Origin of the sequence: Staphylococcus sp. GDH8C109P, assembly GCF_017893405.1 — a bacterium.
GTDB classification, from domain to species: Bacteria; Bacillota; Bacilli; order Staphylococcales; family Staphylococcaceae; genus Staphylococcus; species Staphylococcus cohnii.
Genome location: NZ_JAESMX010000027.1, coordinates 23,501 through 39,634, shown reverse-complemented (window position 1 = coordinate 39,634; position 16,134 = coordinate 23,501). Strand labels below are relative to the sequence as shown.

Genomic DNA, 16,134 nt, shown 5'->3' with positions numbered 1-16,134 from the left:
ATTTATTAAAAATATGAACTAATTTTAATGACGATTTTCACTCGTCATTTAGGTCATTCAAGATCATCGTGAGTATATCATATTGTGTCATCGTTTCAGGAATCAATTTTTCATTTTCTATATTTAATGTATCTTTTTCAACAAACCAACTTGCAAGTTGTTCTACACTAAAATCCGTATATGCTTTTGCGTGATGTCTTCTCACAGTTTCTGCATAAGGTAAGTCAAAATAATAAATATAACTTTTAATATACGTATTTGAAATAATGCTTTGTAACATATTACCATATTTTTCTTTATTGAAAATACCTTCTAAAATAACATATTCACAATGCGCGATACCATATGCAGTAATGTGTTTTATTAGCTCAATTGATAAATTCTCTGGGCTATCAGAAACATTTAACATATGGCGTCTTATTTCGTCTTGACCCACGCGCATGACACCATTGCCTAACATGTTTTGTAATTTATGGGCAATGGTCGTTTTGCCACTGCCAGAGTTTCCTCTTAATAATATCAGTTTTGTCATTGTATCACCCTAGATCCAAGAAAAATTGTAATTTATGTATATGCTTTCATAAGTGTTAAACTTATACCTTATTAATATGATTAAAATCAAAAAAACTAGACAACTCATGCCCATACAAATAGGACATAAGTAGTCTAGCAGTTTGTTGCTTCATTTATATTCGTTTAATATCTAGTTAGCTTGCGTTAAATTGTACCTAGTTCTTTACCTACTTTTTCATATGCCGCTAATGCTTGATCAAGCATTTCTTTTGTATGTGCAGCTGTAGGCATATTACGCACACGACCTGTACCTTTTGGCACTGTTGGAAAGACGATCGATTTCACATAGATACCTTCATCTTTTAAGCGACTACTAAATGCTTGTGTTTCTTTTTCGTCACCTATGATTACTGGTGTAATTGGTGATTCAGAATTACCAATGTCAAAACCTAATTTTTTCAGTCCATCTTTTAAGTAATTACCATTTTCCCAGAGTTTATCGTGTAATTCTGTCGATGCCATTAATTTCTTAACAGCTTCAGTGATAGCTTTTGTATCACCAGGCGCTAGTGATGTTGAGAATAAGAATGGTCTTGATTGTGCTTTCAACCAATCAATCAATGATTGGGTACCAGCTACATAACCACCTACAACACCAATCGCTTTAGATAATGTACCGATTTGGAAGTCAATTTTGTCTTGAAGGCCAAAATGTTTCACTGTACCTGCACCATTCCCCATGACACCAGAGCCATGTGCGTCATCAACATATGTGATTAAACCGAACTCTTCTGCAATTTCTACGATTTCTGGTAATTTGGCAACATCGCCATCCATACTAAATACACCGTCAGTAATATACATTACTTTATTGTATTGTCCAGATTCAACAGCTTCTTTTGCCTTAGCACGTAAATCATCCATATCTGAATGATTGACACGAATGATTTTCGCTTTAGATAAGCGACATCCATCAATAATTGATGCGTGATTTAATTCGTCTGATAGGATAGCATCATTTTTATTCATCACAGCTGAAATTGCCGCCATATTACAATTAAAACCTGATTGGTATGCAATGGCAGCCTCTGTACCTTTAAATTTCGCTAGTGTTGCTTCCAATTCATCATGAAGGTCTAATGTACCGTTAATAGATCTTACTGCACCTGCACCTACACCATGTGTATCAATAGCATCTTTAGCAGCTTGTTTTAAATCTTCATCTGTTGCAAGTCCTAAATAGTTATTTGAAGATAAATTGACATAATTTTTCCCGTTAATCTTAATCTCTGGTCCATTCGCACCTTCAATTGTATCAATTTCGTTATAAAGTCCATTATCTTTCAAATACTGAATGTTTTCATCTAAAAAGCCATGTAATGACTGTACCACTGAAAATCCCCCTTTGAGTTATCTACTATTTAATCTTATCATAACCCATTTTCTTGTTTCAGGAAAGTAGAATCACACGAATCACTAAAGCGTTTTCTGCAATTTAATTAAAGTCATAATAATTGTCTCTACAGTAAAGTCATTTAAAATGATATAATAGAATAATCATTTTAAGGAAGAAGGGTTGAAGTTGTTTGATTGGTTTCAACTAGCAAGAGAAAAGGAAAATAGAATGATTCAAATACGTCGCTATTTGCATCAATATCCTGAATTATCATTTGAGGAGTATCACACACGTGACTACATCCTAAATCAACTCAGCCAACTATCATGTGACGTACGTTCACCCGTCGGACGAAATGGCATCGTCGCAACATTTAGTGGACAAGGAGACGGTCCAACGATTGCATTGCGTGCTGATTTTGATGCTTTACCGATCAATGAATTAACAGAAGTAGATTACAAATCTAAAAATCCTGGTGCGATGCATGCATGTGGGCATGATGGCCATACAGCAACATTATTAGCGGTTGCTGAAATAATAGAAGCGCATAAAACCAAATTAAATGGCAATGTCGTACTGATTTTCCAATATGGTGAGGAAATTATGCCGGGTGGCTCTCAAGAAATGATTGATGATGGTTGCTTACAAAATGTAGATAGAGTATATGGAAACCACTTGTGGAGTGGCTATCCTACTGGCACAATTTATTCTCGTCCTGGTGCAATGATGGCTTCTCCTGATGAATTCAAAGTAACAATTCATGGCCAAGGTGGACATGGTGCAAAACCACATGAAACAATCGATCCGGTGGTCATTATGGCTGAATTTATCATTAGTGCGCAAAAGATTGTTTCTAGAACAATTGATCCCGTAAAGCAAGCTGTTATTAGCTTCGGTATGGTACAGTCTGGTTCAGCAGATAATGTCATTCCAGATACAGCATTTTGCAAAGGCACAGTGCGTACTTTCGATACAGAAGTACAAGCACATGTGATGCACAAAATGGATAAGCTCTTACAGGGCTTAGCGGTTGCGAACGACATCACTTACGATTTTGATTATATCAAAGGCTATTTGCCTGTCCATAATAATCCAAAATGTTTTGATATTGTTAAACAAGCTACAAATGATATGAATTTAAGATTTAACGAATCAGAATTAATGATGATTGGCGAAGACTTTTCACATTATCAAAAAGTGCGTCCTGGCGCATTCTTTTTAACAGGCTGCGGGAACCCTGAAAAAGGTACCACACACCCGCATCATAGTCCGTATTTTAATCTAGATGAAAAAGCGTTAAAATATAGTGCCAGCCAATTTTTAAAAATATTAGAGTTAGAAAATGTGATAACGCCTTAGGCTTTTGATGCCTAAGGCGTTTTCTATGTCCAAATATTCCAATTTTTGAACGATTATCTCATTTATACTAAAAAATAGTCAAAAAAAGAGTTAATACGAATATAAAAAAGAGTCTCCGAAAATTGGAGACTCTTCAAATCTATATCAAGATAAAATATCTTATTTGTAGATTTCAGTTACAACGCCTGATCCAACAGTACGTCCACCTTCACGGATAGAGAAACGTGTACCGTCTTCAATAGCGATTGGAGAAATAAGTTCAACTTCCATTTCTACGTTGTCGCCAGGCATAACCATTTCAGTACCTTCTGGTAAAGTAACAACACCTGTTACGTCAGTAGTACGGAAATAGAATTGTGGGCGGTAGTTACTGAAGAATGGCGTATGACGGCCACCTTCATCTTTTGATAAAACGTAAACTTCCGCTTTAAATTTTGTATGTGGTGTAATTGAACCAGGAGCAGCTAAAACTTGACCACGTTGGATGTCTTCACGTGCAACACCACGTAATAACGCACCAATGTTGTCACCAGCTTCAGCGTAGTCTAATAATTTACGGAACATTTCTACACCAGTAACAGTTGTTTTGCTTGAATCTTCTTGCATACCGATGATTTCAACTTCTTCACCGACTTTGATTTGACCACGTTCAACACGGCCTGTAGCAACAGTACCACGACCAGTGATTGAGAATACGTCCTCAACTGGCATCATGAATGGTTTGTCAGAATCACGTTCTGGTGTTGGAATGAAGTCATCAACAGCTTGCATTAAGTCTAAGATTTTTTGCTCATAGTCAGCGTCGCCTTCAAGAGCTTTTAATGCTGAACCAGAGATTACAGGTACATCGTCACCTGGGAAGTCATATTCGCTTAATAAGTCACGAACTTCCATTTCTACTAATTCTAATAATTCTTCATCGTCAACCATGTCAACTTTGTTTAAGAATACAACTAATGCTGGAACACCAACGTTACGTGATAAAAGGATATGTTCACGAGTTTGTGGCATTGGGCCATCAGCAGCAGATACTACTAAGATAGCTCCGTCCATTTGAGCAGCACCAGTGATCATGTTTTTAACATAGTCAGCGTGTCCTGGGCAGTCAACGTGAGCATAGTGACGTTTTTCAGTTGTATACTCGATGTGTGAAGTATTGATTGTAATACCACGTTCTTTTTCTTCTGGAGCGTTATCAATCATGTCGTATGATTGTGCAACAGAGTCACCATTTTTTGCTAAAACAGTTGCAATAGCAGCTGTTAAAGTAGTTTTACCATGGTCAACGTGTCCGATTGTACCAATATTGGCATGTTCTTTTGAGCGATCGAATTTTTCTTTAGCCATTATAAAATCTCTCCTATTCGTTAGAAAATTAATTGTTAAATTTATCTCTCATGACAGTTTCTCACCATCATGAGAAGATGATTTATTTAGGTTAAAAGGACCATACAGTACCTTTATAATGCATTTTCCCTAAAAAATCAATCAATAAAACTGTAAGCCATATAATTATGCTTTACATGTATTGTACAGACTGTCACTGCACAATACAAGTCTAATTATTCAGCTGATTTATTACCAGTGTTTTTCTTGATAATATCTTCAGAAATTGATTTTGGAACTTCTGCATAGTGGTCAAAGTACATAGTGTACGTTCCACGACCTTGTGTATTAGAACGTAATGATGTTGCATAACCGAACATTTCTGAAAGTGGTACAAAGGCATTTACAACTTGTGCATTACCACGAGGTTCCATACCATCAACACGTCCACGACGAGATGTTACGTCACCCATGATGTCGCCCATGTATTCTTCAGGCATTTCAATTGTTACTTTCATCATTGGTTCTAAGATAACAGGGTCACATTTTTTAGCAGCTTCTTTAAGTGCTAATGATGCAGCAATTTTGAAGGCCATTTCTGATGAATCGACATCATGGTATGAACCATCAAATAATTTAGCTTTAACATCAATTAATGGATAACCAGCTAATACACCGTTTTCCATAGCATCTTTAAGTCCAGCTTCAACTGATGGAATGTATTCACGAGGAACTACACCACCAACGATAGCGTTTTCGAATTCGAAACCGCCACCTGTTTCGTTTGGTTCAAATTCAATTTTAACGTCACCGTATTGTCCACGACCACCAGATTGACGCGCGAATTTACCTTGAACTTGTGCTGATTGTTTAAATGTTTCACGGTATGAAACCATTGGCGCACCAACATTACATTCAACGTTAAATTCTTTTTTCATACGGTCAACTAAGATGTCTAAGTGAAGCTCACCCATACCACCGATGATAACTTGTCCAGTTTCTTCGTCAGTGTGTGCATGGAATGTTGGGTCTTCTTCTTGTAACTTAACTAAAGCTGTAGTCATTTTGTCTTGGTCAGCTTTAGATTTTGGTTCAACTGATAGGTGAATAACAGGTTCTGGGAAGTCCATTGATTCCAAGATAATGTCATTTTTCTCACCACATAAAGTATCACCAGTACCAGTTTCTTTCAGACCTACCGCAGCAGCGATATCTCCTGAGTAAACTGTGTTAAGCTCTTGACGAGAGTTAGCGTGCATTTGTAGTAAACGACCTACACGTTCACGTTTATTCTTCGTAGAGTTTTTAACATAAGAACCTGATGTTAATGTACCTGAGTACACACGGAAGAATGTTAACTTACCAACATAAGGGTCAGTCATTACTTTGAACGCTAACGCAGCGAACTCAGCACTGTCATCCGCTTTTGCGATAACTTCTTCTTCAGGATCGTCAGCACGGTGGCCGACAATTGGTTTAACATCTAATGGTGATGGTAAATAATCAATTACTGCGTTAAGCATTAATTGAACACCTTTGTTTTTGAAGGCAGTACCAACAAGAACTGGGTAGAATTCAATATTATTAGTTGCTTCACGAATAGCGTCTTTTAATTCAGCTACAGTAATTTCTTCGTCACCAAGATATTTTTCCATTAATTCATCACTTGTTTCAGCTACTGCTTCAATAAGTGTTGCACGAGCTTCTTCAGCTCTTTCTTTTTGATCTTCAGGAATTTCAATTTCTTCAATTTCAGTTCCTAAGTCATTGTTGTATTTGAAACATTTCATTTCAACTAAGTCGATGATTGCTTCAAATTCATCTTCCGCACCAATTGGTAATTGGATTGGTTGTGCATTCGCTTGTAGGCGATCATGAATTGTGCTTACAGCATATTCAAAGTTAGCACCTAATTTGTCCATTTTGTTTACGAAAACAATACGAGGAACGCTGTAAGTTGTTGCTTGACGCCAAACTGTTTCAGTTTGAGGTTCAACACCTGATTGCGCATCAAGTACTGTTACCGCACCATCAAGTACACGTAATGAACGTTCAACTTCAACAGTGAAGTCTACGTGTCCTGGTGTATCGATGATGTTTACACGGTGATCATCCCATGAAGCTGTTGTTGCAGCTGATGTGATTGTGATACCGCGGTCTTGCTCCTGTTCCATCCAGTCCATTTGTGAAGCTCCTTCATGAGTTTCACCAATTTTATGGATACGTCCAGTATAGTAAAGAATACGTTCAGTCGTAGTTGTTTTACCAGCATCGATGTGAGCCATGATACCGATATTACGAGTTCTTTCTAAACTAAAATCTCTAGCCATGTATTTTTCTCCTTCCAGTATAACTGCGAATAAATACTATAAATATGGCGATGCCCTAAGCATGCACCTAGATAGTAAACTATCCGTGTGGAACATGCTCAGGGAAAAACCTACTATCCTACCAACGATAGTGAGCGAAGGCTTTGTTAGCTTCAGCCATTTTATGAACGTCTTCACGTTTCTTAACTGCACCACCAGTGTTGTTTGCAGCATCTAAAATTTCGTTAGCTAAACGTTCTTCCATCGTTTTTTCACCACGAAGACGTGAATAGTTAACTAACCAACGAAGGCCTAAAGTAGTACGACGTTCTGGACGAACTTCTACAGGTACTTGATAGTTAGAGCCACCTACACGACGTGCTTTAACTTCTAATACTGGCATGATGTTGTCGATAGCTTCTTCGAAAACTTCGATAGCTTCACGACCACTGCGTTCTTGAACTAATTCAAATGCAGAATAAAGAATTTTTTGAGCTGTTCCACGTTTACCATCTAACATAATTTTGTTGATCAATTTAGTAACTAATTTTGAGTTATGAATTGGATCTGGTAATACGTCTCTTTTTGGTACTGATCCTTTACGAGGCATAATATAAATCCTCCCTTCCTAATTATAATATATTTCCATTATTTATAACGAAAATTTACGCAATCTTAACCTTATTTTTTAGGTTTTTTAGTTCCGTATAATGAACGACCTTGTCTACGACCGTCAACACCTGAAGTATCAAGTGCACCACGTACGATGTGGTAACGCACACCAGGTAAGTCTTTTACACGTCCACCACGTACAAGTACAACACTGTGTTCTTGTAAGTTGTGTCCGATACCAGGAATATAAGCGTTGATTTCGATATTGTTAGACAAACGCACACGAGCATATTTACGTAACGCAGAGTTAGGTTTTTTAGGTGTCATAGTACCTACACGTGTACAAACACCACGTTTTTGTGGTGAGTTTAAGCTAGTGTACTTTTTCTTTTTACTGTTGTAGTTTCTGTTCAATGCTGGTGAATCATAGTTTTTTGATTTGCTTTGTCTTGGTTTACGTACTAATTGATTAATAGTTGGCATGAAATATGTCCTCCTCTCTTCTTTTATAATCCCACACATCCAGGTGGTTCATTTTAAAGGTAAATAAAATTTAGTAAGAAAAAATCTTACTAATCTCATTTCAATAATGCAACAACAGTCGCATTAACGTTTATACCTACATACTTTCCTAAAGCTTGTTTGCTCTCGAAAAATGAGATAGATATGTTTTTGTGATTGATTTGACTTAACACGCGAGTCATCAGATGAACTTCAACGTCTTCAGCGATAATCAATGATGTCACTTGATCTTTATTCAAAGCTTTCAGCGTTTGTTTAAGACCAATAACATAGTGTTGTTTGTTAAAGCGTGCAACTTTTTCATTAGACATCTAAATATCCTCCAAAGTTCTGCTTGCATCAACCTTAATAATAATAACATCAAAATTACTGCAAAGTCAACTTTAATTAACATTTTTTGCAGAAAATATACAAAAAAATAAGAGAGCGAAATAAAGATTAAATGTTTCCATCAAATCTTTTATTTCGCTCGAGCTCAAATGGTCAATCACTTAAAACATATGGCATGTGATGAAGTCATACAACCTCAACACATGTCTCTATGTTTATACAACTTCAAATGAATGATAAACCATTTTAAATTTCAAAAGCTATACTAGATTTCAGTTGGTTGAATTTCTTCAACGACTGTTTCAGGTGTCGCTTTATCATACTGTACATCACTGTAACGTCTCATACCTGTACCAGCTGGAATAAGCTTACCGATAATAACATTCTCTTTAAGTCCAAGTAAGTTATCACGTTTACCTTTGATAGCTGCATCTGTAAGAACACGTGTTGTTTCTTGGAATGATGCTGCTGATAAGAAGCTTTCTGTTTCAAGAGAAGCTTTTGTTATACCTAGCAATACAGGTTTAGATGTTGCTGGACGTTTACGTTCTTTGAATGCTTCACGGTTAGCATCTGTAAAGTTATGAATATCTACAAGTGCACCTGGAAGTAATTTCGTATCGCCAGCTTCAATGATACGTACTTTACGTAACATTTGTCTTACCATAACTTCAGCGTGTTTATCATCAATTTCAACACCTTGCATACGGTAAACTTTTTGAACTTCTTTTAATAAATAGCTTTCTGTAGCATTTAAACCAGATATAGATAAGAAGTTCTTAGGTTCAATAGAACCTTCTGTAAGTGCTTCACCACGTTCAACACTTTGGCCAACTTCAACTTTTAATCTTGAAGTACCTGAAGCCAAGTAAGATTTCGTTTCATTTGCACCTTTGATGACGATTTCTTGTTGACGATCTTTGGCAACACTAATGTCATCTACGACACCTTCAATTTCGGTAACGACTGCTTGACCTTTAGGGTTACGCGCCTCGAAAATCTCTTGGATACGAGGAAGACCTTGCGTGATGTCACTACCTGCTACACCACCTGTGTGGAATGTACGCATTGTAAGCTGTGTACCTGGTTCACCGATTGATTGGGCAGCAATTGTACCAACTGCTTCACCAACTTCAACTTTTTCACCAGTAGCAAGGTTTTTACCATAACATTTTTCACATACACCATGACGTGTGTTACATGTGAATGCTGAACGGATATACATTTCTTCTATGCCAGCGTCTGTGATTTTCTTAGCAATTTCTGCTGTTACTAACTCATCTGGACGAACGATAACTTCATCTGTTTCTGGGTGACGAATCGTTTCTTTAGAATAACGACCTTCAATACGTTCGCTAAATGGTTCGATCATTTCAGTACCTTCTTTAATATCAGATACTAGTAAACCACGGTCAGTACCACAGTCTTCTTCACGAACGATAACATCTTGTGCCACATCAACCAGACGACGAGTAAGATAACCAGAGTCCGCTGTTTTAAGTGCTGTATCGGCAAGACCTTTACGCGCACCATGTGTAGAGATAAAGTATTCTAACACTGTTAAACCTTCACGGAATGATGAAGTGATTGGTAATTCAATAATCTTACCTGATGGTGCGGCCATAAGTCCACGCATACCAGCTAACTGTGTAAAGTTAGATGCGTTACCACGGGCACCAGAGTCACTCATCATAAAGATTGGGTTTGTTTTTTCAAGTGAACCCATTAATTCGTTTTGAATTTGGTCTTTAGCATCAGTCCAAATTTCAACAACTGCATTGTAACGTTCAAATTCTGTTATTAAACCACGGTTGAATTGTTTTTGAACTTTATCAACTAGTTTTTCATGCTCATCTAAAATTTGTTGTTTATCTGGTAAAACCACAATGTCAGATACACCAACAGTGATACCCGCTTTAGAAGAGAATTTGAAGCCTAAGTCTTTCATTCTATCTAACATCATAGATGTATCTGTGATGCTGAATCGATTGAAGACTTCTGCAATGATATTTCCTAAGAAATTCTTGTTGAATGGTTCGCTAAGTGGTTGCTCATCAAAATATGCTTTTAATCCACCTTCACCTAATTCAGTAGCAGAAACAAAGTATTTGTCTGGCGTACTGTTTTCAAGGTTATATTTTGTTGGTTCGTTAATGTATGCAAATGAATCAGGAATGATTTCATTGAAGATAACTTTACCAACAGATGTTGTTAAGATTTTTTGATTTTGCGCTTCTGTAAATGTTGGGTTATTAAATGAACTTGCATGCACACCTATACGTGTGTGTAAATGTACATAGCCATTTGCGTATGCTTTTAACACTTCGTTTGTATCATTATAAATTGTACCAGTATTTACAGCATCTTTACGTTCTAAAGTAAGGTAATAGTTACCTAATACCATATCTTGTGATGGTGTAACAACAGGTTTACCATCTTTAGGGTTTAAGATGTTTTGTGCTGCAAGCATGAGCATGCGTGCTTCTGCTTGTGCTTCTTTAGATAATGGTACGTGAACAGCCATTTGGTCACCATCAAAGTCAGCGTTATAAGCTGTTGTTGCAAGTGGGTGTAGACGAATGGCACGGCCTTCTACAAGTGTAGGTTCAAATGCCTGAATACCTAATCTATGCAGCGTTGGTGCACGGTTTAAAAGAACTGGATGTTCTTTAATTACGTCTTCTAAGACATCCCATACTTCATCATCCATACGTTCAATCTTGCTTTTAGCATTTTTAATGTTTGTCGCAATTTCACGTTGAACTAATTCTTTCATGATGAAAGGTTTAAATAGTTCTAAAGCCATTTCTTTAGGCAGACCACATTGATACATCTTCAAGCTAGGTCCAACAGCGATAACTGAACGACCTGAATAGTCAACACGTTTACCTAATAAGTTTTGACGGAAACGACCTTGTTTACCTTTAAGCATATGTGAAAGTGATTTTAATGGACGGTTACCTGGACCAGTTACTGGACGACCACGACGACCATTATCGATGAGTGCATCAACTGCTTCTTGTAGCATACGTTTTTCGTTTTGTACGATGATGCCAGGCGCACCTAAATCTAATAAACGTTTTAAACGGTTGTTACGGTTGATAACACGACGATATAAGTCGTTTAAATCACTTGTTGCAAAACGTCCACCGTCTAATTGAACCATTGGTCTGATCTCTGGTGGAATAATTGGAAGTACATCTAATACCATCCAAGCTGGATTGTTACCAGAATGTCTGAATGATTCAACTACTTCTAAACGTTTAATCGCACGTGTAAGTCTTTGTCCTGTTGCAGACTCTAACTCATCACGTAATTCTTTTAATTCTGTATCCAAATCAATTTCATCTAATAATTCTTTGATACCTTCAGCACCCATTTTAGCTGTAAATTGACCAGGGAATTTATCATAGTACTCTCTGAATTCTGCTTCAGATAGTAATGTCTTTTTCTCTAAACCAGTTGGTCCTGGATTTACAACAACATAAGAAGCAAAGTAAATCACTTCTTCTAATGCTCTTGGTGACATGTCTAATAATAGTCCCATGCGGCTTGGAATACCTTTGAAGTACCAAATATGTGAAACTGGCGCAGCTAATTCAATGTGTCCCATTCTTTCACGGCGCACTTTAGATTTAGTTACTTCTACTCCACATCTATCACAAACCATACCTTTATAGCGTACACGTTTGTATTTACCACAACTACATTCCCAGTCTTTTGTAGGTCCGAAAATTCTCTCACAGAATAGACCATCTTTTTCTGGTTTTAAAGTACGATAGTTAATTGTTTCTGGCTTTTTAACCTCACCAAAAGACCATGAACGGATTTTTTCAGGTGAAGCAAGTCCTATTTTCATATAATGGAAATTATTTACATCAATCAAGGAGCCTACCTCCTTCAATTTAGATTAGCTGTGCAAATTGATTGATTGCTCTTTATCAATATTAGATAAACCCATAATGAGGCAAGTACGACGACTCCACCTCAATACGGTATATCTCTTTATAAACTTAAATGCGATCTGTATTAGTCAGTAATTTCTTTTTGTGATTGTGGCGCTTCTTTTTGTTGAAGGTCCACTTTACGTTCTACTGCATCTTCATCTTCGTTATCTTGCATGTCAATTTCATTGTCATGCTCATCCATAATCTTAACATCTAATCCTAAACTTTGAAGTTCTTTCATCAATACTCTGAATGATTCAGGAACGCCAGGTTTAGTAATATTTTCACCTTTGACAATAGATTCGTAAGTTTTAACACGACCTACTGTGTCATCAGATTTATAAGTTAAGATTTCTTGAAGTGTGTAGGCAGCACCATAAGCTTCAAGTGCCCATACCTCCATCTCACCGAAACGTTGTCCACCAAATTGTGCTTTACCACCTAGTGGTTGTTGCGTAACAAGTGAGTATGGTCCAGTTGAACGCGCATGTAATTTATCATCAACCATGTGTGCAAGTTTCAGCATATACATAACGCCGACTGAGATTCTATTATCGAATGGTTCACCCGTACGTCCATCATATAATACTGTCTTACCATCACGTGCCATACCTGCTTCTTCAATTGTTGACCATACATCTTCGTCACTCGCACCATCAAATACTGGTGATGCAACATGAATACCTAAGTTTTTAGCAGCCATACCTAAATGTAACTCTAATACTTGTCCGATATTCATACGTGATGGAACACCTAATGGATTCAACATGATGTCAATTGGTGTACCGTCTGGTAAATAAGGCATATCTTCTTCAGGAACTAACTTAGAAATAACACCTTTGTTACCGTGACGACCACACATTTTGTCACCAACATGTATTTTACGTTTTTGAACGATATAAACACGTACTAATTGGTTTACACCTGGAGATAATGTGTCATCTCCTTCTTCACGGTTGAAGACTTTAACGTCTAGAACAATACCGCCTGCACCATGAGGTACACGTAATGATGTGTCACGTACTTCACGTGCTTTTTCACCGAATATTGCATGTAATAAGCGTTCTTCTGCTGTTAATTCTGTTACACCTTTAGGCGTTACTTTACCTACTAAAATGTCTCCATCATTAACTTCAGCACCTACATATACAATACCACGGTCATCTAAGTTTTTAAGCGCACTATCTGAAACGTTAGGAATATCACGTGTAATTTCTTCAGGTCCTAGTTTTGTATCACGTGCTTCTGATTCATATTCTTCAATATGAATAGAAGTATATACGTCATCTTTCACTAGGCGTTCACTCATAATTACAGCATCTTCATAGTTGTAACCGTCCCATGTCATGAAACCAACAACTACGTTTCTACCTAACGCCATTTCACCAAGTTCCATTGAAGGACCATCGGCTAAAATTTCACCTTTCGTTACGACATCACCTGTAGCAACGATTGGTCTTTGGTTATAACAAGTACCTGTGTTTGAACGTTTGAATTTAGCTAATGGATAGCGATCGATTTCGCCTTCGTATTCTTGTCCATCTTCTTCGATAAGTTGACGTACAAGGATTTCATTAGATTCAACGTGTTCAACACGGCCTTTGTGTTTAGCAACAATTGCTGCACCAGAGTCACGAGCTGCTACGTGTTCCATACCAGTACCTACGAAAGGTGATTCTGGATTCATCAATGGGACTGCTTGACGTTGCATGTTCGCACCCATTAATGCACGGTTAGAGTCATCGTTTTCTAAGAATGGAATACATGCTGTTGCTGCAGAAACAACCTGTTTAGGAGATACATCCATGTAATCCATTTTTTCTTTTGCCATAACTGTGTTATTACCACGGAAACGACAAACAACTTCATCATCTAAGAAGCGACCATTTTCATCTAACTTAGAATTTGCTTGTGCTACTACATAGCTATCTTCTTCGTCAGCTGTTAAATAATCAATTTGATCTGTGATACTATTTGTTTCAAGATCTACTTTACGATATGGAGTTTCAATGAAACCAAATTCATTTACACGTGCATAACTTGATAATGAGTTAATCAAACCAATGTTTGGTCCCTCTGGTGTTTCGATGGGACACATACGACCATAGTGAGAGTAGTGAACGTCACGCACTTCCATTTGAGCACGTTCACGCGTTAAACCACCAGGTCCTAATGCTGATAGACGACGTTTATGTGTCAACTCTGCTAATGGGTTGGCTTGGTCCATGAATTGTGACAATTGAGAACTACCAAAGAATTCTTTAATTGACGCAATAACTGGACGAATATTGATTAATTGTTGTGGTGTAATAGAATCTGTATCTTGGATAGACATTCTTTCACGTACCACACGTTCCATTCTTGATAAACCAATACGGAATTGGTTTTGTAGTAATTCCCCTACTGAACGTAGACGACGATTACCTAAATGGTCAATATCATCTGTGAATCCAATACCGCTTAGTAAATTAAAGAAATATGACATTGATGCGATGATGTCAGCTGGTGTAATACATTTCACTTCTGAATCAGGGAATGCATTACCAATAACTGTCGTTGTGCGTCCTTCTTCATCATTAGGAACATATACTTTAATAGATTGAATTTCTACTGGTTCATCAATCACAGTACCTTCAAGTTCAAAAACTTCACTGTTAGCATTAGATTCCAATACATCCATGATTTCATCTAAATTACGACGATCTAAGACAGTACCTTCTTCAGCTACAATTTCACCTGTTTCAGCATTAACAATTGGTTCTGCTAATTTTTGATTGAATAAACGGTGTTTTAAATGAAGTTTTTTATTCGCTTTATAACGACCTACACTCGCTAAGTCATAACGTTTCGGATCAAAGAAACGAGAGTATAATAAGCTTTTTGCATTTTCTACTGTAGGCGGTTCACCTGGGCGTAAACGCTCATAAATTTCTAATAATGCTTGATCAGTATTTTCTGTACCATCTTTTTCTAAAGTATTACGTAAGTACTCATTATCTCCTAAAAGATCAATAATTTCTTGATCCGTTGAGAAGCCTAAAGCTCTTAATAATACTGTTAGTGGTAATTTTCTTGTTCTATCAATTCGTACATAAACTACATCTTTAGCATCAGTTTCATACTCTAACCATGCACCACGGTTAGGAATAATTGTTGCATCATAGTTTGTGCGACCATTTTTATCTAATTTTTCATTAAAGTAAACGGATGGTGAACGAACTAATTGTGATACGATAACACGTTCAGCACCATTAATCACAAATGTACCTGTATCTGTCATTAATGGGAAATCACCCATAAACACTTCTTGCTCTTTCACTTCGCCTGTTTCTTTAATGATTAGATGTACTTTTACACGTAGAGGTGCAGAATACGTCGTATCACGGTTTTTCGATTCTTCTAAATCATATTTTGATTCTCCAAGTCTGTAATCAACAAACTCTAAAGACAGATTACCTGTGAAATCTTCAATCGGTGAAATGTCTCTAAACATTTCATATAAACCTTCTTCTAAGAACCACTCGTAAGACTTAGTTTGAATCTCAATTAAATTCGGTAATTCTAATACCTCTGAAATTCTCGCATAGTTTCTACGTTTACGATGTCTTCCATATTGGACAAATTGACCTGCCAAACAGATTCACCCCTCAAAAATTGCGTGTTTACTTTTACTAAACTAGCAAATATAATTAGACAAAAAGAAAACGGTAGCATAACTCATGACACCATTTTCTATTTCATCTTATATACTTTGTTAATTTATACGTAAAAGTACACACTTATTGAACATAATTTTTTTACATTCTATTACTATATCAGA

10 protein-coding genes are annotated in these 16,134 nt (G+C 36.9%); 1 reads left to right on the top strand and 9 read right to left on the bottom strand.

What is annotated here, in order from left to right; all coding sequences use genetic code 11:
* Positions 1–37: 37 nt before the first annotated feature.
* The gene (locus tag KA867_RS12755) at positions 38–532 is read right to left on the bottom strand and encodes an AAA family ATPase (protein WP_210138265.1); all 495 of its coding nucleotides are present in this window, start codon (positions 530–532) and stop codon (positions 38–40) included.
* Positions 533–717: 185 nt separating this feature from the next.
* A complete protein-coding gene (locus tag KA867_RS12750; RefSeq protein ID WP_210138264.1) occupies positions 718–1,905 on the bottom strand; it encodes a glycine C-acetyltransferase in 1,188 nt (395 codons plus the stop codon).
* A 190-nt stretch (positions 1,906–2,095) separates the two neighbouring features.
* Between KA867_RS12750 and KA867_RS12745 the strand changes: the two genes are divergently transcribed.
* Positions 2,096–3,268: a M20 family metallopeptidase gene (locus KA867_RS12745; protein WP_210138263.1), complete on the top strand. Its 1,173-nt coding sequence runs from the start codon at positions 2,096–2,098 to the stop codon at positions 3,266–3,268.
* 159 nt (positions 3,269–3,427) lie between these two features.
* Here KA867_RS12745 and tuf read toward each other — a convergent pair whose 3' ends face one another.
* The 7 genes from tuf to rpoB form a co-directional block, all read right to left on the bottom strand.
* A complete protein-coding gene (tuf, locus tag KA867_RS12740; RefSeq protein ID WP_210138262.1) occupies positions 3,428–4,615 on the bottom strand; it encodes an elongation factor Tu in 1,188 nt (395 codons plus the stop codon).
* A gap of 215 nt (positions 4,616–4,830) precedes the next feature.
* Positions 4,831–6,924 carry an elongation factor G gene (gene fusA, locus KA867_RS12735; RefSeq protein ID WP_210138261.1) on the bottom strand — a complete coding sequence of 698 codons (2,094 nt, stop codon included), beginning with the start codon at positions 6,922–6,924 and terminating at the stop codon, positions 4,831–4,833.
* Between the two features lie 118 nt (positions 6,925–7,042).
* A complete protein-coding gene (rpsG, locus tag KA867_RS12730; RefSeq protein WP_019468564.1) occupies positions 7,043–7,513 on the bottom strand; it encodes a 30S ribosomal protein S7 in 471 nt (156 codons plus the stop codon).
* 71 nt (positions 7,514–7,584) lie between these two features.
* Entirely contained in the window at positions 7,585–7,998 is a 414-nt protein-coding gene (rpsL, locus tag KA867_RS12725) for a 30S ribosomal protein S12 (protein WP_019468565.1), read from the bottom strand.
* Between the two features lie 95 nt (positions 7,999–8,093).
* The gene (locus tag KA867_RS12720; protein ID WP_064209889.1) at positions 8,094–8,348 is read right to left on the bottom strand and encodes a ribosomal L7Ae/L30e/S12e/Gadd45 family protein; all 255 of its coding nucleotides are present in this window, start codon (positions 8,346–8,348) and stop codon (positions 8,094–8,096) included.
* A 284-nt stretch (positions 8,349–8,632) separates the two neighbouring features.
* Positions 8,633–12,226 carry a DNA-directed RNA polymerase subunit beta' gene (rpoC, locus tag KA867_RS12715; RefSeq protein ID WP_210138325.1) on the bottom strand — a complete coding sequence of 1,198 codons (3,594 nt, stop codon included), beginning with the start codon at positions 12,224–12,226 and terminating at the stop codon, positions 8,633–8,635.
* Between the two features lie 170 nt (positions 12,227–12,396).
* Positions 12,397–15,948, bottom strand: a complete 3,552-nt coding sequence (rpoB, locus tag KA867_RS12710) for a DNA-directed RNA polymerase subunit beta (RefSeq protein WP_210138260.1) — start codon at positions 15,946–15,948, stop codon at positions 12,397–12,399.
* Positions 15,949–16,134: the final 186 nt, after the last annotated feature.

Bases quoted from the DNA above. Each gene is read 5' to 3' on its own strand.
- fusA (WP_210138261.1), bottom strand. From the start codon at position 6,924: ATGGCTAGAGATTTTAGTTTAGAAAGAACTCGTAATATCGGTATCATG.
- rpsL (WP_019468565.1), bottom strand. From the start codon at position 7,998: ATGCCAACTATTAATCAATTAGTACGTAAACCAAGACAAAGCAAATCA.
- rpsG (WP_019468564.1), bottom strand. From the start codon at position 7,513: ATGCCTCGTAAAGGATCAGTACCAAAAAGAGACGTATTACCAGATCCA.
- KA867_RS12755 (WP_210138265.1), bottom strand. From the start codon at position 532: ATGACAAAACTGATATTATTAAGAGGAAACTCTGGCAGTGGCAAAACG.
- KA867_RS12720 (WP_064209889.1), bottom strand. From the start codon at position 8,348: ATGTCTAATGAAAAAGTTGCACGCTTTAACAAACAACACTATGTTATT.
- tuf (WP_210138262.1), bottom strand. From the start codon at position 4,615: ATGGCTAAAGAAAAATTCGATCGCTCAAAAGAACATGCCAATATTGGT.
- rpoC (WP_210138325.1), bottom strand. From the start codon at position 12,226: ATGAAAATAGGACTTGCTTCACCTGAAAAAATCCGTTCATGGTCTTTT.